The organism is Prevotella marseillensis (assembly GCF_900625065.1).
GTDB classification, from domain to species: domain Bacteria; phylum Bacteroidota; class Bacteroidia; order Bacteroidales; family Bacteroidaceae; genus Prevotella; species Prevotella rara.
On record NZ_UYXY01000001.1, the window covers coordinates 1953745 to 1972475 of the forward strand.

23 protein-coding genes are annotated in these 18731 nt (G+C 52.6%); 4 read left to right on the top strand and 19 right to left on the bottom strand.

Annotated elements, in window-relative coordinates; genetic code table 11:
* Positions 1 to 57 precede the first annotated feature (57 nt).
* The 18 genes from EJL04_RS08030 to EJL04_RS08115 form a co-directional block, all read right to left on the bottom strand.
* The gene (locus tag EJL04_RS08030) at positions 58 to 585 is read right to left on the bottom strand and encodes a glycoside hydrolase family protein (protein WP_005827312.1); all 528 of its coding nucleotides are present in this window, start codon (positions 583 to 585) and stop codon (positions 58 to 60) included.
* On the bottom strand, positions 582 to 1088 hold the full coding sequence (locus EJL04_RS08035) for a DUF3872 domain-containing protein (RefSeq protein ID WP_005827314.1): 507 nt from the start codon (positions 1086 to 1088) through the stop codon (positions 582 to 584). The genes EJL04_RS08030 and EJL04_RS08035 overlap by 4 nt, the downstream gene beginning before the upstream one ends.
* On the bottom strand, positions 1088 to 1987 hold the full coding sequence (locus EJL04_RS08040; RefSeq protein ID WP_077154581.1) for a toprim domain-containing protein: 900 nt from the start codon (positions 1985 to 1987) through the stop codon (positions 1088 to 1090). Before EJL04_RS08040 ends, EJL04_RS08035 begins: the two co-directional genes overlap by 1 nt.
* The gene (locus tag EJL04_RS08045; protein WP_125104628.1) at positions 1960 to 2571 is read right to left on the bottom strand and encodes a conjugal transfer protein TraO; all 612 of its coding nucleotides are present in this window, start codon (positions 2569 to 2571) and stop codon (positions 1960 to 1962) included. Before EJL04_RS08045 ends, EJL04_RS08040 begins: the two co-directional genes overlap by 28 nt.
* Positions 2572 to 2573: 2 nt before the next feature.
* On the bottom strand, positions 2574 to 3560 hold the full coding sequence (gene traN, locus EJL04_RS08050) for a conjugative transposon protein TraN (RefSeq protein WP_125104629.1): 987 nt from the start codon (positions 3558 to 3560) through the stop codon (positions 2574 to 2576).
* Positions 3561 to 3629: 69 nt separating this feature from the next.
* Positions 3630 to 4979: a conjugative transposon protein TraM gene (gene traM / locus EJL04_RS08055; RefSeq protein ID WP_005643927.1), complete on the bottom strand. Its 1350-nt coding sequence runs from the start codon at positions 4977 to 4979 to the stop codon at positions 3630 to 3632.
* Positions 4960 to 5268 (bottom strand): TraL conjugative transposon family protein, encoded by a 309-nt coding sequence (locus EJL04_RS08060; RefSeq protein WP_005643926.1) that lies wholly within the window; start codon positions 5266 to 5268, stop codon positions 4960 to 4962. Before EJL04_RS08060 ends, traM begins: the two co-directional genes overlap by 20 nt.
* Positions 5269 to 5273: 5 nt before the next feature.
* Positions 5274 to 5897, bottom strand: a complete 624-nt coding sequence (traK, locus tag EJL04_RS08065; RefSeq protein ID WP_007366506.1) for a conjugative transposon protein TraK — start codon at positions 5895 to 5897, stop codon at positions 5274 to 5276.
* 31 nt (positions 5898 to 5928) lie between these two features.
* A complete protein-coding gene (gene traJ / locus EJL04_RS08070; RefSeq protein ID WP_005643924.1) occupies positions 5929 to 6933 on the bottom strand; it encodes a conjugative transposon protein TraJ in 1005 nt (334 codons plus the stop codon).
* Between the two features lie 3 nt (positions 6934 to 6936).
* Positions 6937 to 7566, bottom strand: coding sequence for a DUF4141 domain-containing protein (locus EJL04_RS08075; RefSeq protein ID WP_005643923.1), 630 nt, complete (start codon positions 7564 to 7566; stop codon positions 6937 to 6939).
* Positions 7567 to 7596: 30 nt separating this feature from the next.
* On the bottom strand, positions 7597 to 7980 hold the full coding sequence (locus EJL04_RS08080) for a DUF3876 domain-containing protein (RefSeq protein ID WP_004308928.1): 384 nt from the start codon (positions 7978 to 7980) through the stop codon (positions 7597 to 7599).
* Between the two features lie 37 nt (positions 7981 to 8017).
* Complete coding sequence (locus EJL04_RS08085) at positions 8018 to 10522, bottom strand: TraG family conjugative transposon ATPase (protein WP_005643922.1); 2505 nt, start codon at positions 10520 to 10522, stop codon at positions 8018 to 8020.
* Complete coding sequence (locus EJL04_RS08090; protein WP_004311206.1) at positions 10519 to 10851, bottom strand: DUF4133 domain-containing protein; 333 nt, start codon at positions 10849 to 10851, stop codon at positions 10519 to 10521. Before EJL04_RS08090 ends, EJL04_RS08085 begins: the two co-directional genes overlap by 4 nt.
* A 10-nt stretch (positions 10852 to 10861) precedes the next feature.
* The gene (locus EJL04_RS08095) at positions 10862 to 11173 is read right to left on the bottom strand and encodes a DUF4134 domain-containing protein (RefSeq protein WP_004311205.1); all 312 of its coding nucleotides are present in this window, start codon (positions 11171 to 11173) and stop codon (positions 10862 to 10864) included.
* A gap of 201 nt (positions 11174 to 11374) precedes the next feature.
* Complete coding sequence (locus tag EJL04_RS08100; protein WP_005643920.1) at positions 11375 to 12115, bottom strand: hypothetical protein; 741 nt, start codon at positions 12113 to 12115, stop codon at positions 11375 to 11377.
* A complete protein-coding gene (locus EJL04_RS08105) occupies positions 12112 to 12501 on the bottom strand; it encodes a DUF3408 domain-containing protein (protein ID WP_287647342.1) in 390 nt (129 codons plus the stop codon). The genes EJL04_RS08100 and EJL04_RS08105 overlap by 4 nt, the downstream gene beginning before the upstream one ends.
* Positions 12498 to 12947, bottom strand: a complete 450-nt coding sequence (locus EJL04_RS08110; RefSeq protein WP_005643918.1) for a DUF3408 domain-containing protein — start codon at positions 12945 to 12947, stop codon at positions 12498 to 12500. The genes EJL04_RS08105 and EJL04_RS08110 overlap by 4 nt, the downstream gene beginning before the upstream one ends.
* Before the next feature lie 5 nt (positions 12948 to 12952).
* Positions 12953 to 13708, bottom strand: a complete 756-nt coding sequence (locus EJL04_RS08115; RefSeq protein ID WP_005643916.1) for a ParA family protein — start codon at positions 13706 to 13708, stop codon at positions 12953 to 12955.
* A gap of 146 nt (positions 13709 to 13854) precedes the next feature.
* Here EJL04_RS08115 and EJL04_RS16850 point away from each other — a divergent pair, with 146 nt between their 5' ends.
* The 4 genes from EJL04_RS16850 (at position 13855) to mobC (ending at position 18222) form a co-directional block, all read left to right on the top strand.
* Complete coding sequence (locus EJL04_RS16850) at positions 13855 to 14070, top strand: hypothetical protein (protein ID WP_036657560.1); 216 nt, start codon at positions 13855 to 13857, stop codon at positions 14068 to 14070.
* 319 nt (positions 14071 to 14389) lie between these two features.
* Entirely contained in the window at positions 14390 to 14818 is a 429-nt protein-coding gene (gene mobA / locus EJL04_RS08130) for a conjugal transfer protein MobA (RefSeq protein ID WP_002560988.1), read from the top strand.
* Positions 14797 to 16044, top strand: coding sequence for a conjugal transfer protein MobB (gene mobB, locus EJL04_RS08135; RefSeq protein ID WP_002560989.1), 1248 nt, complete (start codon positions 14797 to 14799; stop codon positions 16042 to 16044). Before mobA ends, mobB begins: the two co-directional genes overlap by 22 nt.
* Before the next feature lie 30 nt (positions 16045 to 16074).
* Complete coding sequence (mobC, locus tag EJL04_RS08140) at positions 16075 to 18222, top strand: conjugal transfer protein MobC (protein ID WP_241209964.1); 2148 nt, start codon at positions 16075 to 16077, stop codon at positions 18220 to 18222.
* Positions 18223 to 18316: 94 nt separating this feature from the next.
* Here mobC and EJL04_RS08145 read toward each other — a convergent pair whose 3' ends face one another.
* On the bottom strand, positions 18317 to 18730 hold the full coding sequence (locus tag EJL04_RS08145; protein ID WP_005643906.1) for a hypothetical protein: 414 nt from the start codon (positions 18728 to 18730) through the stop codon (positions 18317 to 18319).
* Position 18731: the final 1 nt, after the last annotated feature.

Here is an 18731-nt window from a genome sequence, read left to right on the forward strand (position 1 = left end):
GAAACTCCGATGAAGTTGGCGGCTTCATCGGAGTTTCTTTCGTCAGACACTTATTCTTTATGGTACATACAGCAGCGCAAACTCAGCCTTCCTTCGTTTGAGCAGCATGGCGTGGCGTTTCCCCTTATAGTTACAGAAAGCGATATACTCCCGGTAGATGTTCCTGTCACCCGCCTCCAGCTTTCGGATTAGCGTGCTTTTGGGTATCTTCCCACTCCCCAAAAGACGGTACGGACCGACATTGTAGGCGAGCGTGGCAAGCAGAAGCGAATCCTTCCCGAACTGCTGGAACATCGCGCAGAACTTCCGCAGGTCTTTTCGCAGAAGCGCGTCCGCCTGCCGCTTCGTCATGGTGCGTGCCGAATACCTTTCCCCCGGCTGCAACCGATGTCCATATCCTACATACGGGTGATGTTTTTCCGAATGCCAGCCCTCAAAATACTTCGTGCATCGCACCGCCCTCTCAAATGGTGGCAGCCGGTAGATAGCCGCCTGCCCGTCCGTTCCCTCATGGCGTCTGTTCCGTGCGGACACGGAACAGACCGCCAGAAGCGAACAGAGGATAGCCATGAATACACGCATCATCGTGTAAGGGGCTTGAAGTTCCCGATGGGGACAACAGTGATAACCCCGTCATCCTTCACGTTTCGGTTGTTGAAGTCAAATTCCAACTCATAGGAGTTGCCGAAATTGTCCTCCACTACCACGATGAAGTTGTGCGCCTCGTCACCTTGCGCCGTGTAGTACAGCCGGAACTTCTCGTTTTCGAGCAGGTAGCGGTCATTGGGCAGGAAAGTGATGCCGTTGTCCATTTTCAGTGTGCCCTCACCCTCGAACTGGAAATACCGGATGGTATAGAGGGTATTGGCGAAATCGCCCGTTTTCTTCAGCTCACAGCGGATTTCCACCGTCTGCCCCTTTGTGACCTTGTTCGGCACGGGCATGGTTTCCACCGTGAAGGGATAGGATTGCTGGATGTCCATATCGTCGTCGCACGATACGAATGTGAATGACACTGCAGCGAACAGGCAGAGTGCCAACGCCTTGAAGATTGATGTTCTCTTGTTCTTGTTGTTCAGTATGTTCATTATTCTTTGATTTTTAGATTGTTGTTCTTTTGTTGTTTTCTTGATACTTGTTGCAGGTACTCGTTCAAGTCCTTGCAGCCTTGATAGATGCCGGAACGGTCTGTCACCTTTCCTCCGTAGCGTGTCCGCAGGGCTTCCATTGCCCTGCGTCCGGCTTCGTCTCGGTCGAGGTAACAGTCGATGCGCTCGTACCAGTCCAGATGTTTCAAAGCCTTTTCCACGTTGGCGACGGAGTTCAGCACAAGGCAGTCACCCGTTGCCAAACCGAGCGTGACGGCGGACAGGAAGTCCATAAAGCCCTCGAACACGCTGCACACGTCCGCCGGGATGTCCCCCGCCTTGACCAGCGACACGTCCTTTGGTGGTACGCAACCCTTGAAACGGCGGCTTCGGGTTTCATAGCCGCCCGACACGTTCGGAAAGCCGACGGCAAAGTACCGCTTACCACGCACGCCGTAGTTCAGGCGGCAGCAGTGGCGGGATGCAACGGCATAAGGGATGCCTCTTTCCTTCAAATACTCCGTCAGCGGAGAGCGGAGCAGCGGGACGGCTTCCACTCCCTCAAAGGCAGGTTCGGACGGTTCCGGCAGGTACAACGGCTTTTCTGCTGCGGCAAGCGGCATACGGGCGGTTTCCGCTATGAATCTCGCCTGCGCCATGAAATCCCCGCTTCGGGTAAACTCCCCGACAAGCGTGAAGATGTCGCCGCCCTTGCCCAAGCCGAAGTCGTACCAGAGCTGTTTCGCCACGTTCACACGGAAGGAGGGCGTGCGTTCACTGCGGTATGGCGCACGATACCACAGCTCGTTTCCGCTCCTTCGGACAGGCTCATGTCCCAGCCGTGCGAGAAAGTCCGCAATGGGTATCTGCCTCATATTCTCAATGTCCGTCCGTTCCATGCGACGTGTCTGTTGATGATTATCTTGACGCCCGCCCCGAACTGCGTATGGAACTTCCGTGTGTCGCCACCCCACAGCAGGCGCTCCCGGAGGTTGGCGAGCAGGGCGATACGGTCAGCCACGTAAAACTCCACATCGAGCGTCAGCGCACCGCCGTAGATGAAGGCGTCCCGGTCATGGAGCGTGGAGCCGTCATGCAGCACTTTCTCGCCCCAATTCACCGACTCATATCCGGCGAGAGCCGAAGCCCCCGCATAGACGAACACTATTTTACGGGCGTCGGAGAGTATCTTGAAATAATAACCGCCCTCCGCCGTGAACTGCGCCACAGGTATGGCGGTATCCTTGTACGGGTTGTTCTTCAAGAGGTATTCGCCACCGAACACCCACTTGTTACCGTTCTTCGTGTAGGTGGAGAGAGCCGCCCCGAAACTGTAACCGCCATTGTTGCCACTTAAACGCATACCGTCCACAAGGTTAGCTCTCAATTCGATGCCCTGCATCTTCGGCAGGCACCGCTGGGCGTGCGCCTGCCCCGTGAAGAGGGCAAGCGATGCGATGACTATTGCGATGTACTTTCTCATGGTCAGCGCACTTGAAGTTCGTTGATGGTACCCGCACGTACCAAGTCCTCGTTCTCAATCACGAAGGACTGATGACGGCCTCCGTTCTTCTCGTTCAGCTCCACCACGAGGCACTTGCCGTCGGGGATGGTGAACTTCGCCATCGTGAATACCGTGCGCTCGCTCTTTCTGCCCGGCACACAGGTGGCATAGTTCTGCGCACGGAGCGGCAGGATGATCTGCTCCTGCACGGCGGTACGCTTCGCCACCTTCTTGTCAACGATTTTCCATGTGATGTAGTCCACATCGAAAGGCACGTTGCTCTGGTTCTTTATCTCCGTGTGGAAATAGAGTAACCCGTTATGCGTATAGATACCTTTCAGCAGGTACTGGATGCCGAATCGCTTGCAGCCGATATGCTTCACCTCGCGCTTGTTCTGCCCCAGGATGGACTTCATGATAAGGCGCACCAGCATCGGGCTTTCGCTGCCCAGCTCCCTCAGGTAGATTTCCTGCGCGTTGTTCGGGCGGTTCACCTTCTCGCCATCATGGATGAAGTCACACATCTCCACGTTGAGCAGCAGCGGTTCATCGGCATATTTCACGTTGAAGGTATAGAAACTCCCGTCCTCCGTTATCACGGACATATTGGTTTCGTTCGGGAAGTTCCTCACGGTCGCTTTCACGCGGATGACGTTCTCCGCTCCGTCGGCTTTACCCGCAATCAGGTCGGGCGAGCCTAAATCGACGTAGCGCACCTCCGAGGGGAAAATGACGTGGACGGTCTTGTCGTAGGTCACTTCCAAGCCGTGCGGGGGAACCATGCGGTCGAAGGTCAGCTTCTTTGTCAGCCCGTGATACAGATCGCCGTCCGCCTCCTTCTGCGGATAGACCTCCTTTGTCAAGGTCGGTTGTTCACTTCCGTTGTCCGTTACAACGGTTACGTTCTCCTGCGCGTTGGCAGTTACGATGCCCATAGCGAGGGCAAGTATGATGATTACTTTTTTCATTCTACTTTGGATTTTAGTGGTAAATAAAAATTTGGTTGTTGTTTTTTTAGTCGTTGATTGTTATTGTTTTCAATCTCTGTCCTGATATAGCATGACCTTGTATCCGGATTTCAGATGCACCTTGACGGTACGCATCTTCTTGGCGATATACTGGCTCGTGCCTTGTATCAGCCCCTTGCCCAAGTCGGAGGCGAGCTGCGCCCCTGCGTTGGTGGAGATATTAATGCTGCTGCCCAGCGAGCCGCCCATGTTGGCGGCAACCTCCCTGACGGCGTTCATCTCCATCGAGTTTGGAATGAAGATGCCGGGCTGTCCGTCCGTGTCATACACCGCCAGTTCTACCGGTATAATCGTACCTGCGTACTCCAGCGAAGTAATTTCAATATCGAGTCGTTCGCCCTGAATCTTTGCCGTGCCTACCACCACTGCATTGCGGGGTATGATTTTGTCCGCCACTGCCATCGGCTCCAGCAGCCGTAATCTTACCGCCTGCCCGTCAGTCACACTCTGCGCCCCATAGACACACGCCGATATGGTGTTCCTGTCCGATACAGTCGTGACACCCACCGCCGTATTGAAACTGCGGTTGCGCTCCTGCGAGAAGGAGGCGACAAACTCAGCGTTGCTCATCGGCTGTGAGAGCGAAGATACCACCTGATGCGTTACCTGCCTGACAGGTGCAGCCGTGTTCTTTCCGGCTTTCTGCACGGGGTAAGGCTCTGCCGCCTGTCCGACAGGTGGCTGTGTGCCGTTCTGCCCGCCCATGTACTTCGCCGCCAGTTCATAGGACTTCTCCATGAGTGCCACTTGGTCATCCATAGCGGATGCCTTGCCTTTCTCGGTTTCCAGTTCCGATTCCAGCGAGGCGATACGCTCTAACAGTTCGTCCATATCCGCATTGTCGTTCTTTGGCTGCTCGTAGAAGTTGCCGAGCGTGGCATTGAGGTCGCGGTAGGCGGCTGCGGATGATTGGATGGTCTTCGGGGCGGACTTCACATTCTCTTCCATGCCTCCGGGATTGGCAAGGTCGAAGTCCCTGCCGCTATCCGTTTCCGCCACTTCGCGGTCGAACATATAGCCCAGCTCCTGCATGGTGCGGCTGCGGTTCTCCTGCCGTTCCTCCATCGCCCCCTGTTCGTAGGCTTTCACCTTGTCGCCGATGATCTGACGGTTCGCCTTGTCAGCGTCGGGCATTTCGATATTGTAACCACCCGTTCCCGGTTGCTGCTCCTTGTCGGAAGACGGGGCGAATATCAGCCACATAGCACCGATGAATACCAGCACCATAGCGGGCAGCACTATCATTTTCTGACGTTTCAGCCTTTGGGCTTCGGTCAGCGGCTTGCGCTCCTTCTTCGGTTTCCCGTTGTCGGGAGCCGCCTTGTTCTCGTTTTTAGGTTCATTCTTCGTCTGTTCCATATAAATAAGGTATTACATTATGATTGTTTTCCGGCTTTACGGACAGTTCCACCTGTCCGGCATGGTCTGTTACTATCCGGCTGCCGTCATTCCTGCCGATGTCATAGACAGCTTTGCCGAAGGTGTAAAGGGCAAGCACCGTGAAGGCGGCGAGCATCGCCAGCACGATGCGCTTGCGTGTTTTCGGGGGCAAACCGTCCAGATAGCCTTTGAGCCTTGCCACCAGCATTTTCTTTTTGTCGTGGAGCTTCCAGTACGCACGCCAAAATGATTTTCTGATTTTCTTCATGTCCGTTACCTTTTGATGGTTTGTAAATCCTTGTTCTCGATGATGGTGAAGCCCTCGATGGTGAAACCGTTGGGATTGTCGTCCGAACGGGACGAGTTCAAAAGGCGGCACGTGGTCACGAGGCTGCGCTCGGTGACGTTGCTCTGCCGGATGATCTTCTGCGTGGCGTAGGTCACGGTACGGTAGGGATAGCCGTTGAAGTCGCACACCACGCTGTCCACCTTCAGCACTTGGTTGATGTTCCCGGCGATGATGCGGTTGTAGTACCCTTTCTCGGCGAAGTCCGAATAGTAGTTGTACACGCTTTTGTCCGCTAATAGCAGGGCGCGTTTCACATTATGCTCTATCGCGCTCTTTTCGGGTGAGAGCGTGAAGAACAGCTCGTGGAAACGGCGCACGTGTTCCCTCGCTTCTGCCGGACGGTTCTGCGACAAGTCTTGCGAGAGAGCCAGCATCAGCGACTTGCCGTTGTCCAGCACGTAAATCTTTTCCCGTTGCCGCTCCGCGAAGCGGTAGGAACTCCACACGCTCCATACCGTTATTACGGCACACAACGAGAGGAAGACGATACCGAACAGGCGTATCTGCCTGAACGATGATTCGATGTTTTTAAGTGACTTAAATTCCATTGTTGTTTATTCGTTTTTAATTGTCAGTTGATTATTTCAGTAGTTTCCCGGCACGTCCGACCACGTTTCCTGCGGCTGCGCCCGCCACGCTGCCCGCCATACTTCCGGCTCGTCCTGCCGTCTGGTTCACGTTGCGACCGTAGCTTCCCATGCCTCCGGCTTGGATAATCCAGCCTGCTACCGTGGGGATGGTGAAGTAACCAATGATGCCGATTATCATGAAGACGATGTACACCCCGTCGCTCGAATCCAGCGAGAAGTTCGGGTCAGCCTGCATCCGTTCGATGTCGCTTTGCAGCATCAGCACTTGTATCTTCGCCAGTATGGTGCTGAACATATCCGACACGGGCAGCCACAGATAGACCTGTATGTAGCGGCATATCCACTGTGTAAGCGTGCTTTGGAAGCCGTCCCACACCGATATGGCGAAGGCTATCGGACCGAGTATCGCCAGCACCACGAGGAAGAACGTGCGGATGGTGTCTATCACGAGGGCGGCGGCTTGGAACATCAGTTCCAGTATCTCGCGGAAGAAGTCGCGGATGCCCTTCTTCATGTTGTACATCCCGCGCTCGATGTACATCCCCGCCATCGTCACCATGTCGCCGGGCGACCAGCCCAGTTCTTCCAGTTGTTTGTCAAACTCCTCATTTGACACGAGGTAGGCGGTTTCGGGATTGCGCATCATCGCTTCGTACTCCAGTTTGTCCTTCTGCTCACGGTATCGGTTCATGTCCAGCGTTTCCGCCTCCAGCATCTTTGCCGTACCCTGCACGACGGGCGACATGATGCTGTTTATCGTACCCAGTACCACCGTCGGAAAGAACATGATGCACAGACCGATAGCGAACGGGCGGAGCATAGGGAACACGTCTATCGGTTCGGCTCTCGCCAGCGACTGCCATACCCGGTAGGCCACATAAAAGAGTGCGCCCAGCCCGGCGATGCCTTTCGCCACGCCCGCCATGTCCCCGCATAGCGGCATCATCTGTTCGTAGAGCGAGCGCAGAATTTGGTGAAGGTTGTCGAAATTCATAGGCTACCAATATCTTTCGTTCATGTTCCCGTACAGCCCTATGATGCGGTCAAGGTCGTTTTTCTTCTTCGCACGCAGGTAACTCACGCTAATGTTCTTGTTGGTGTAGTAGCTCACGAGGTTGCGGTAACGCTTCATTTTGGAGTAGCAGCGTTCCACCACGTCCATGCGCTCCTTGTCCGTCATGGAGAGCGTGGTGATATTCACCACATTCTTCAGTTCCGTCAGCACATCGTTGGATTCCTCCAATAACTTGGTGTAGCCAAAGGCGATGGCTCCCAGTTCCTCCACCGTGAAGTTGTCGTCACGCATCATCTTCTGGAAACTGGTCACATAGGTGTCGGTGATGTCACCCACCATCAGGATGGTCTGCTGCACCTTCCGGGCGTCCTTTACCAGATTGTTCACGGATTTGAGTGCGTCGTAATACTTCTTGCCCTGTTCGTAAATCTTCACGGTCTCTTGAAAATTTTTTATCATATTTTGGGCGGTCGTGGAAGTGTGTACCACGTTCTTCGAGGTGTTCACGATGCTCTGCGCGATGTTGGACGGGTCTATCACCGCCCACTGTGCGCTTGCCCTGCCGACTGCAAACAGGCACAGGCAGATAATAAGTGTTATTCTTGTTCTCATGTTACTTTGGATTTTAGTGGATTTCATTATTTATTGCTCGCCTATCGGATGGTCCGGTTTCGGGTTCACACGCACGTAGTCCCCGTTCGGCGAGAAGGTCAGGATGTCCGTCGCCTCGTTGTAGGACACGTCGATGCGGAATCCGGTGTTCATGAACAGATTGCCGTTCTCCTCCTGCAAGAGATAGGTTTCCGGCTTCAGCTTGCGGCGGATGCCGCTCCGCTTGAATACCGTCACCTTATAGGCTTCGCCCTCCTTGTAGATAAGCACGTCGGGCTTGCCCTCCACACTCTCCCAGTTTCCGCAAAGCAGGTCGCGTCGGTTGTCCGTTATGTCGCAGGATTGCAGCACCATGACCGCCAGCCCGATTAAACACTTGCTGACTTGCAGCATTTTCGTTCTTGATATACTCATACGCATTTTCTTTTTTAGTTGATGAATCTGTTTCTATTTATTCCTTTTTTCTCCGCCTTTCGGCAAGCTGCCGGATGACGGCTTCAATGTCGCCGCCCAACTGTTCCGCCAGACGGTAAACCTCTACTTTTTCCGTTTCTTCGGTGGTGTACGCCAGATACTCTTCAGCACTAACTTCGGTGGCATAGACTGCCGACTGCGTGCCGCCCAGTCCTATCCACACTTCCTTGTAGAGCCTTGACGGGTTGTTCGCCATGTTGATGGAGAGTATCTGCGACTTCTCTTTCTCCGTCAGACCCAACAGGGACTGTATGGCATCAAACTTGTTCATGTACTTCCGCTGGTCAAGGAGTATCTTGCAGTCGGAGTTGTTGATGATGCTCTCCTTGACGACGGGCGAGGAAATGATGTCGTCCACCTCCTGCGTCACCACGATTGCCTCCCCGTAATACTTGCGCACGGTCTTGTACATATAGCGCAGGTACTCAGCCATGTTCGCCGAAGATAGAGCCTTCCAAGCCTCTTCCACTATCAACTGTTTCCTTACGCCTTTCAATCGGCGCATCTTGTTGATGAAGGCTTCCATGATGATGATGGTCACCACAGGGAAAAGCTCGCGATTCTCCTTTATACTGTCAATCTCGAAGACGATGAACCGCTTGCCGAGCAGGTCTATGTTCTCCGTGGAGTTGAGCAGGAAGTCGTAGCGTCCGCCCCGGTAATACTGCCGCATGGTAGTGAGCATATTGTCGATGTTGAAGTCGGACTTCTCCACCTTTATCTCACGTTCTGCCAGTTCGCGGCGGTAGTCGTCGCGCATATACTCATAGAAGGTGTTGAACGAGGGGACGATGCTCCTGTCAGCCCTGATACGCTCGATATAGGCGTTCACCGCACTGCCCAGTTCACCGCTTTCCGTCTTCGTCACCTTGTCGTCCTCCGACTTCCAGAGCGTCAGCAGCAATGTCTTGATGCTGTCCTTCTTCTCCACGTCAAACACGTAATCATCGGTGTAGAACGGGTTGAACGAAATCGGTTTCTCCTCCGTGTAGGTGAAGTACACGCCGTCCGCCCCGTTTGTCTTGCGCCGGATCATTTCGCACAAGCCCTGATAGGAGTTTCCCGTGTCCACCAGTACCACGTGCGTACCCTGCTCGTAGTATTGCCTCACGAGGTGGTTCATAAAGAAGGATTTGCCGCTGCCCGAAGGACCCAACACGAACTTGTTGCGGTTGGTCGTGATACCCCGCTTCATCGGCAGGTCGCTGATGTCGAGGTGCAACGGTTTTCCCGTAAGCCTGTCCACCATCTTGATGCCGAAGGGCGAGAGCGAGCTGCGGTAGTTGGTTTCCTCCGTGAAGAGGCACACCGCCTGCTCGATGAAGGTGTGGAAACTCTCTTCTGCCGGGAAGTCCGCCGCATTGCCGGGCATCGCCGCCCAGTAGAGTGTCGGGCAGTCGATGGTGTTGTGGCGCGGCACGCACTCCATGCTTGCCAGCTGGCTGCCCACATCGTTCTTGATATGCTTCAGTTCCTCCGCGTCATCGCTCCACGCCATGACGTTGAAGTGCGCCCGTACCGAGGTCAGCCCGTAGGAATGGGCTTCGTTCAGGTACTGGTCTATCCACTCGCGGTTGATGCTGTTGCTCCGGCTGTATCGGGATAGCGACTGCATATTCCTTGCGGACTTCTCGAACTTCTGCAAATTTTCCTCGCTGTTGTCGATAATCACATACTGGTTATAGATGTGGTTGCAGGAAAGCAGCAGCCCCACGGGGGAGGCGAAGGAGAGGCGACAGTCCGAGCGGTCGGTGGAGAGTTTCTCGTAGCGGATGTCGGTAGCCACCTTTCCGGGCATATCCTCCGCGTCGGAGAGGGTGTGCAGGCACAGGCGGTTGTCACCGATACGCATTTCTTTTGCCGAGAGGTCGATGTCCTGCAAGGTCGTGTCGCCTTCGGGCATGAGCGAGAAGTAACGCTCTATCAGCCCGGCGGACTTCTCCGTCCCGACAATCTCGTCGGTGGAGAGGCGGCGCAGCCTCACAAAGCCGCTGTCGTTCATGATGCGCTCGAACTGTTCGGCGGCCTCCATGAACTTCCCGGCGGTTTCCTTGTCCAGCTCCTTCGGGATGATATGTCCCCGGCACAGCGTACTGAAGTTGCTCTGCATACGGTTACGTTCTTTCGTCGTCTTGGTCAAGTAGAGATAGCAGGAGTGTTTCAGGTACGGACGCTCGTTGAAGTGGCGTTCAAAGGAACGGCTCAAGAAACTCATGTCGTCCTTCTGTAACTCCGGCATATATTTCTCCTTGATGAACCAATCCTGCTTATGCACGACGCAGAAGTACGGCAGCACCTTGATAGCCTTGCACCAGCAGCCGTGTATCGCCTCGTACTCTGCGCCCGTCACGGTGTAAAGCTCCGGCAGTTCCACCTCAAAAGCCACCGTGATGTCGGCGTCTTTGGAGATGATGCAGCCATGCTCCACCGCCAGCAGGGGGAACTTGTTTTCCAGTGTTATCATTTTGGATGTATTTCTCATGTCGTTTCTTCCTTTCGTTGCCGTTTGAGTAATCGGGTGATCCGCCGTCGGTTGATAAGGTATCGGGGATGGCTCCTTGCCGCTCCCAATTTCATCAGCCCGTGTTCGCCGTACCGGGCGTTCAGCGCGAAGGTCTGCCATACGAGGACGGAAGACGATGCCGCGCCGAAGCCGATACATATCCACTGGTCGATGCCGACCATATAGAGGATGACGAACAGGACGAAGAGAGCCAGCAGACCTCCACAGAAGATGAAGAGGTACTGAGCCTTCAAACCCTTGAACTCGACCGGACGGCCGATACCCTTGTTTATCGGGTATTCAGCCATACATTGTTTATTAAAGGAAGAATGAGCGCAGGATAGTGGCGGCGACAATCAAGAAGATACAAGCCCCGAACCACGAGGCGGCGGTCTTCGAGGTGTCCGGGTCTCCGGACGAGAATTTTCCGTACACTTTCACGCCACCGATAAGCCCGACTACCGCGCCGATGGCGTAGATTAATTTCGTGCCGGGGTCGAAATACGAACTCACCATAGAGGTGGCTTCGTTGATGCCAGCCAGACCGTTTCCCTGTGCGAAAGCGGAGGCGGTTGCGGCAATCATAAGTGCCGCAGCGATGATTAACTTTTGTCTGATGTTCTTGTTCATAAACTGTTCTTTTTTGTGCCGTCCAAAGGGTGGATAGTCCTTTTTCGGGCGGTTGATACTTGATTACTTTACTTTGGTTTTAGTGGTTGCCCGTTTGTTTCTACGGACTTGGGGCTGTCCGTTGCGGGTTGGCTGTACCTTGTACCGCCGTGCGCGTGGGTGTCGTCATTTTACGTTTTCATTTCCATTCTTTTTTAGTTGTTATACATAGTTTCGGAAGTCGAACTCCTCGATGTTGTCGGGAATCACGAACACCTTTTCCTTTTGTTGTGTCACGGTCATGTTCACCGTGTCCACGAAAACTGCCATCGCCTTTGCAATCCTCTCGCTCATTGCTTCATCGGTCAGGCGTTCCGTTATTCTTGTGAAAAGCTCTGTCCCGTCCAGTTCCGTCATGACCTTTCCGGCGTGTCGCATTTCCTCATCGGATGGTGATTCCTTCCGTATGGTGTGTACTGCCATGTCAATATCCTCGAAGCTACTTCCCGAAGCCTGCTTTTTGTCTGGTTCTTCATCCTCCGGTTCATCTTCTCCGTACTCCAGTTCCGAGGGCGGGATGCTCGTGAAGGTTTCATCGAGTTTGTCCTCCGGTACTTGTGTCGGGCGTGAGACGGTTTCCGTGTTTCCGTCGTCAAAAGTAGCCTCTTCCTCCGACAGCTCAATGCCTTTTTCCGAAGTGGCGGCTTCTTGCGTCGGTATGGCAGCGGTTGTCCGGGTCGATGCCATCTTGAAACGGCTCTTGCCAATGATGTCCGAGGTGTCTGCGTGAGGTATTTCCTTATCCTTTCCTTGCTCTGCCACCGTACTGTCCAATGACCGCCACAGCCCGGCAATATGTCTGAAGAAACGGATGAGCTTCGTGTCCATGATGCGGTCATAGAACAGCAGAAACAGAAACCACACGTTGCAAGCAACCGATACGATTAAAAACGCCTTTGTCATAATCTTACTTTTTGGGCGTTTTCAATCTGTTCCATGTACTGCTGCCCGTATTGTCGGAAATGGTCGCGGAGGATGTTATCCACAAACTTGCCGATGCTCAAACCGTTTCCCATCCGACTGGTAACGATAGCGACTTTCTCATGAATTTCTCGGCTGATGTATATACATTGCCGCGTTTTGATTTCCGATGCTTGCAGGAAAGTCGAGAGCGGTTTGTCTCTGCCTTTATCCTTGCGGAAGTCAACGTCGGTATTTTCCTGTCCGTAGTCGGTTACACACTTTGCTGCACGGACAGCGGTTCTTTCACTCTTTCCTGTTTGCAGATACTCAGCCTGACGGTTCTTATTTGTTCTTTTCATACTTCTTTGTTGTTTTTGAGTGTTTATAAATTATAGGATTCCATGTGCCGTTTGAACGATTCGGCTATCTCGTCTTGGAACAGCGTGAAATGGTGTGTCAGCACGTTGTCAAGAAATGCCGCGATAGTCACTTCGTTGCCTCCGATTACATGAAGCATCTTCTGTATGCGGTCGTGGTACTCCTTGCGGATATAGACCTGCTTGCCGAGCCTTGCCGTGATATTGGAACCGCATATGAATACTGTGTCATAATCCAATTTTCCCGGCTTGCTGTTCCTGCGCCTGCGTTCCGGCTCCTCTTTGGAGTGCGAGGCGGGTGGAGAAACGGCTTCTTGTATCGCTTCTTTCGGAGGTGGGACAGGAGCGTTCCCGTCCGTGCTTCTCGCTTCCGGCGGAATGCTTGTATCGTCCAGTCGAAATGAGTTGATTACGGCTTCGCTGTCGATGTCCTCGATTCTTGTTTTCTTTGCCATGCCGTTCAGTTTTTGATGATGCCGAGAATCTCATCGACGAGTTTGTCGAGGTTGCTGCCGCGTACCAGTATTTTGTCCGCCGGAAACGCCGTGGAGCGGAATACCGCCTTGCGTTCTGCCGCCGTCTCCTTGCGGAAGCGCTTACTGTCCGGTAGATGTGTTTCCAGAATGGGCAGGGCGAACTCGGCACAGACCTTGTCGTATGCCTTGTAAAGTTCAGTCTTTTCGCGTCCGTCCACCATGTTCCACACGAGGTAAATCCCTTTGATGCCGGACTTGCCCGTGCTTATCATCTGTTCGTTGATGACAGTGGCGAACTTGATGGAACTCTCCATCACCACACGGTCGGCGATGATGGGCGTGAAGATATAGTCCATTTGGGAAATGGTCTGCACCACATCGGCATTGTTGATTGTTCCCGGCAGGTCGAAGAACACGAAATCGAGGTCGGGCTGCGCTGCCACCAGATTTTCGGCGGTCTTTACCGCATCTTCCGCACGGCTGCATCTGATGGTGTACGGGTTCTTCTTCAGTCGTTTGAGCTGCTCATACGCCAGCACCTTGTAATGCCCGTCCTCCATGACGGCTTTCATGTCACGCTTGCGCATGTCATGGATACTGTACTGCGGGAAATCGCAGTCCACCACGGCTACGTTGTAGCCTTTCACATAGTGCAGATAGCTTGCTACAAGCACTGTCAGGGTTGTCTTACCCGCTCCACCTTTCTGCGTGGAGATTGCCACATAAGTTGCTTCTTTCATTTTTTTGATAATTTATTTGGTTATACATCTGTCCGGTGGCGGTAGCGTATTGTCATTAGTACGTACGCACGCACTCCCATTCATTTATTTATTCACTCCTTAATCCGGCTGTGCCTGCGGGTATTCATCGGTTTGTCCAACCGTCCATGCTTTTATCCGTCCGCACGGACGTGTGCTTGGAAAACTATCTGTATACATACACCTGTTTTCAACCGTTTGGATTGATGCCCGGATTGCTGTCCGAACATCTGGCGGAAGGAGTGTATTTTCAGTCCCACATCCGAATCACACTGCAAATAAACAAGGATATTTTGGAACTTGTATCACTTCTCCGGCAAGTGGCAGCACGTTGCGCCGGTTGACACTGATTGTCTGGGTCAAGCCTCTGTCCGACATCGCTTTAAGGGCGTAACTTTGCACCTGAACGGCAGGGTACGCCGCAGGTGGCGCAGCCCGGAGTTTGAAAGAAATCATCCCCAATCCGTCCCCAACGGATTTTTATGTTCACCTGAACATAGCAAGGTATGTTTTCAGCCGCTCAAAATATTTTGAGCATCCCGGAAAACGCCTTGCCCTTGCAGGGGGCGGGCTTTCCCTCCGAAGTCGGAAAGCCTTTCAGAACTGCGGTGCTGTGATCCGAAGCGGCGGCTTATGCCGTCAATCCGCTAAATCCAAAGTAATATGAAAGAGAAAAGGAAAAGCAAAGCAGGGAGAAATCCCAAACTTGATCCGGCGGTGTACCGTTACACCGTCCGTTTCAACGAGGAGGAACACAATCGTTTCCTCGCCATGTTCGGAAAATCGGGTGTCTATGCACGGTCGGTTTTCCTCAAAGCGCACTTCTTCGGACAGCCGTTCAAGGTGCTGAAGGTGGACAAGACGCTGGTGGACTATTACACCAAGCTATCGGATTTTCATGCGCAGTTCCGCGCCGTGGGTACGAATTACAACCAAGTCGTGAAGGAACTGAGGCTGCATTTTTCAGAGAAAAAGGCGATGGCGTTGCTCTACAAATTAGAGCAACACACCGTCGAACTCGTGAAACTGAGCCGCCGGATTGTGGAACTTTCAAGGGAAATGGAGGCGAAATGGTCGCAAAAATCAGTGTAGGAAACTCGTTGTACGGCGCGATTGCCTATAACGGGGAGAAGATTAACGAGGCGCAGGGGCGGTTGCTTACGACCAACCGCATCTACAATGACGGTTCGGGAAAGGTGGACATCAACAAGGCGATGGAGGGTTTTCTCACCTTCATGCCGCCACAGATGAAGGTGGAGAAGCCGGTGGTGCATATTTCGCTCAACCCACATCCGGAGGATGTGTTGACCGATGCGGAATTGCAGGATATAGCCCGCGAGTATCTGGAAAAACTCGGTTTCGGCAACCAGCCTTATCTTGTTTTCAAGCACGAGGACATCGACCGCCACCACCTGCACATCGTGACGGTGCGGGTGGACGATAACGGGAAATGTATCAGCGACAAGAACAACTACTATCGTAGCAAACAAATCACCCGTGAGCTGGAGAAGAAATACGGGCTGCACGGCGCGGAGCGCAGGAACCGCCGGCTTGACACGCCGCTAAGCAAGGTGGACGCATCGGCAGGTGATGTGAAGAAGCAGGTGGCTGGCACTGTGAAGGCTCTGAACGGGCAGTACCGTTTTCAGACGATGGGCGAATACCGTGCGCTCCTTTCCTTATATAATATGACGGTGGAGGAAGCGAGAGGCAACGTGCGCGGACGGGAGTATCACGGGCTGGTTTATTCCGTCACGGACGACAAGGGTAACAAGGTGGGCAACCCGTTCAAGTCCTCGCTTTTCGGGAAGTCCGCAGGTTATGAAGCCGTACAGAGAAAATTTATCCGTTCCAAATCAGAGATTAAGGACAGGAAGCTCGCCGACATGACGAAACGCACCGTTCTTTCCGTGCTGCAAGGCACTTATGACAAGGACAAATTTGTATCCCAACTCAAAGAGAAGGGCATCGACACCGTACTGCGCTACACGGATGAAGGGCGTATCTATGGAGCGACGTTTATCGACCACCGCACAGGATGTGTACTGAACGGCTCTCGCATGGGCAAGGAGCTTTCGGCGAATGCCTTGCAGGAACACTTCACCCTGCCATACGCCGGACAACCGCCGATACCGTTATCCATCCCTATGGATGCTGCGGACAAGGCATACGGACAGACCGCATACGACCGTGAAGACGTATCGGGCGGAATGGGCTTGCTCACTCCCGAAGGTCCGGCGGTAGATGCTGAGGAAAAGGCTTTCATCCGGGCGATGAAGCGCAAAAAGAAGAAAAAGCGCAAGGGCTTGGGTTTGTAATCGGAGTATCAACAATTAAAAAATCAATGTATGTCACAACAAGAAGACGATTTGAGGGCATTGGCGAAAATCATGGATTTTCTGCGTGCCGTGAGTATTATTTTAGTGGTTATGAACGTGTACTGGTTCTGTTACGAAGTCATCCGGCTGTGGGGCGTGAACATCGGTGTGGTGGACAGAATCCTTCTGAACTTCGACCGCACGGCGGGGCTGTTCCATTCCATACTGTACACAAAGCTGTTTGCCGTCCTGCTGCTTGCCCTGTCCTGTCTGGGTACAAAGGGGGTCAAGGGAGAGAAAATCACTTGGGGAAGAATATGGACGGCACTCGCCGCCGGGTCCGTGCTGTTTTTCCTAAACTGGTGGATACTGGCTCTGCCGCTTCCGATTGAGGCGGTGATGGGGCTGTATGTCCTTACCATCGGTACGGGCTATGTCTGCCTGTTGATGGGAGGTCTGTGGATGAGCCGTCTGTTGAAACACAATTTGATGGAGGATGTTTTCAACAACGAGAACGAGAGTTTCATGCAGGAAACAAGACTCATCGAAAGCGAGTATTCGGTCAATTTGCCGACACGCTTCTATTACAAAAAGCGTTGGAACAACGGTTGGATCAATGTGGTGAATCCCTTCCGTGCGTCCATCGTGTTGGGTACGCCGGGCAGCGGCAAGTCATACGCCGTGGTAAACAATTTTATCAAGCAACAGATTGAAAAGGGCTTCTTGATGTACGTGTATGACTTCAAATTCAGCGACTTGTCCACCATTGCCTACAATCATCTGCTGAACCACCCTGACGGCTACAAGGTGAAGCCGAAGTTCTATGTGATCAACTTCGACGACCCGCGACGCTCTCATCGGTGCAATCCCATTCACCCGGATTTTATGGAAGATATTACGGACGCCTACGAGAGTGCCTATACAATAATGCTCAACCTCAATAAAACGTGGGTGCAAAAGCAGGGTGACTTCTTTGTGGAATCACCTATCATTTTGTTCGCCAGTATTATATGGTATCTTAAAATCTATCAGAACGGGAAATATTGCACGTTTCCCCATGCCATCGAATTTTTGAACCGCCGCTACGAGGATATTTTTCCGATACTGACTTCCTATCCCGAACTGGAGAACTACCTTTCCCCGTTCATGGATGCGTGGCTCGGAGGGGCTGCGGAGCAGCTCATGGGGCAGATAGCGTCGGCAAAAATTCCGCTTTCGAGAATGATTTCACCGCAGCTCTATTGGGTGATGTCGGACAGCGAGTTTACGCTGGACATCAACAATCCCGAAGAGCCGAAAATCCTATGCGTGGGCAACAATCCCGACCGTCAGAATATCTACGGGGCGGCTCTCGGATTGTATAACTCCCGCATCGTGAAGCTCATCAATAAGAAGGGGATGCTGAAGTCGTCGGTCATCATAGACGAGCTGCCGACGATATATTTCAAAGGGTTGGACAATCTTATAGCTACCGCCCGAAGCAACAAGGTTGCCGTGTGTCTGGGATTTCAGGATTTCAGCCAGCTGGTGCGCGACTACGGTGATAAGGAGGCGAAAGTGGTGATGAATACGGTCGGTAACATTTTCTCCGGGCAGGTGGTAGGTGAAACGGCAAAGACACTATCGGAACGATTCGGTAAGGTGTTGCAGAAACGGCAGTCTATCTCCATCAACNACGGTGATAAGGAGGCGAAAGTGGTGATGAATACGGTCGGTAACATTTTCTCCGGGCAGGTGGTAGGTGAAACGGCAAAGACACTATCGGAACGATTCGGTAAGGTGTTGCAGAAACGGCAGTCTATTTCCATCAACCGGCAGGATGTTTCCACCTCCATCAACACGCAGATGGATTCACTCATCCCGCCAAGCAAGATTTCCGGCTTGACGCAGGGTATGTTTGTCGGTTCGGTGTCCGACAACTTCAACGAGCGTATCGAGCAGAAGATTTTTCATTGTGAGATTGTCGTGGATGCCGAGAAGGTGAGGCGCGAGGAGAAAGCCTACAAGAAAATCCCCGTCATTACCGACTTTACGGACGGGGACGGCAACGACCGCATGAAGGAAACGGTTCAGGCGAATTACAGGCGCATCAAGGAGGAAGTGAAGCAGATTGTTCAAGAGGAACTGGAACGTATCGCAAATGATGAAAACTTGAAACACCTGTTGCAGCAGAAATAACAGATTCCTTTATATATGAAAAAGGGGATGTGTCAAAACACCCCAAATATGAAAATTACCCCTGTCACAGATATCTGTAGCAAGGGTAATTTTGTTAAAAAGAGAGTTTTGACGCCCTCTTTTTATTCTCAGATTTGAGATGCTTGTTGATGGTGGTAATGGCAAGCGTCAGCAAATAATTTTTCAGCTCTGTATCGTCTTTAAGCAGTATGCTGTATTCTTCGGCAAACATTCTCAACAGTCTGGTTCTGAGTTTCGACATTTCTTCACCGAAAGGTATCTGTCGGTTTTCTTGCCAATACTCAATCACTACGGAAGATACCAGCCACTTGAACTCGGATTTCATCTCTTTGCCGAGTTTCTTGAAGCGGATTTGTTCGCTAATTGGCGGCTCGTTGTATGGCATCATGTCTGCCGGGTCATAAACGGATATACTGCCGATACCATAATCCATGATTATCGGTAAATCAGTTTTTACATCATTCTTATGTTTCTTCTTTTTAGCCATA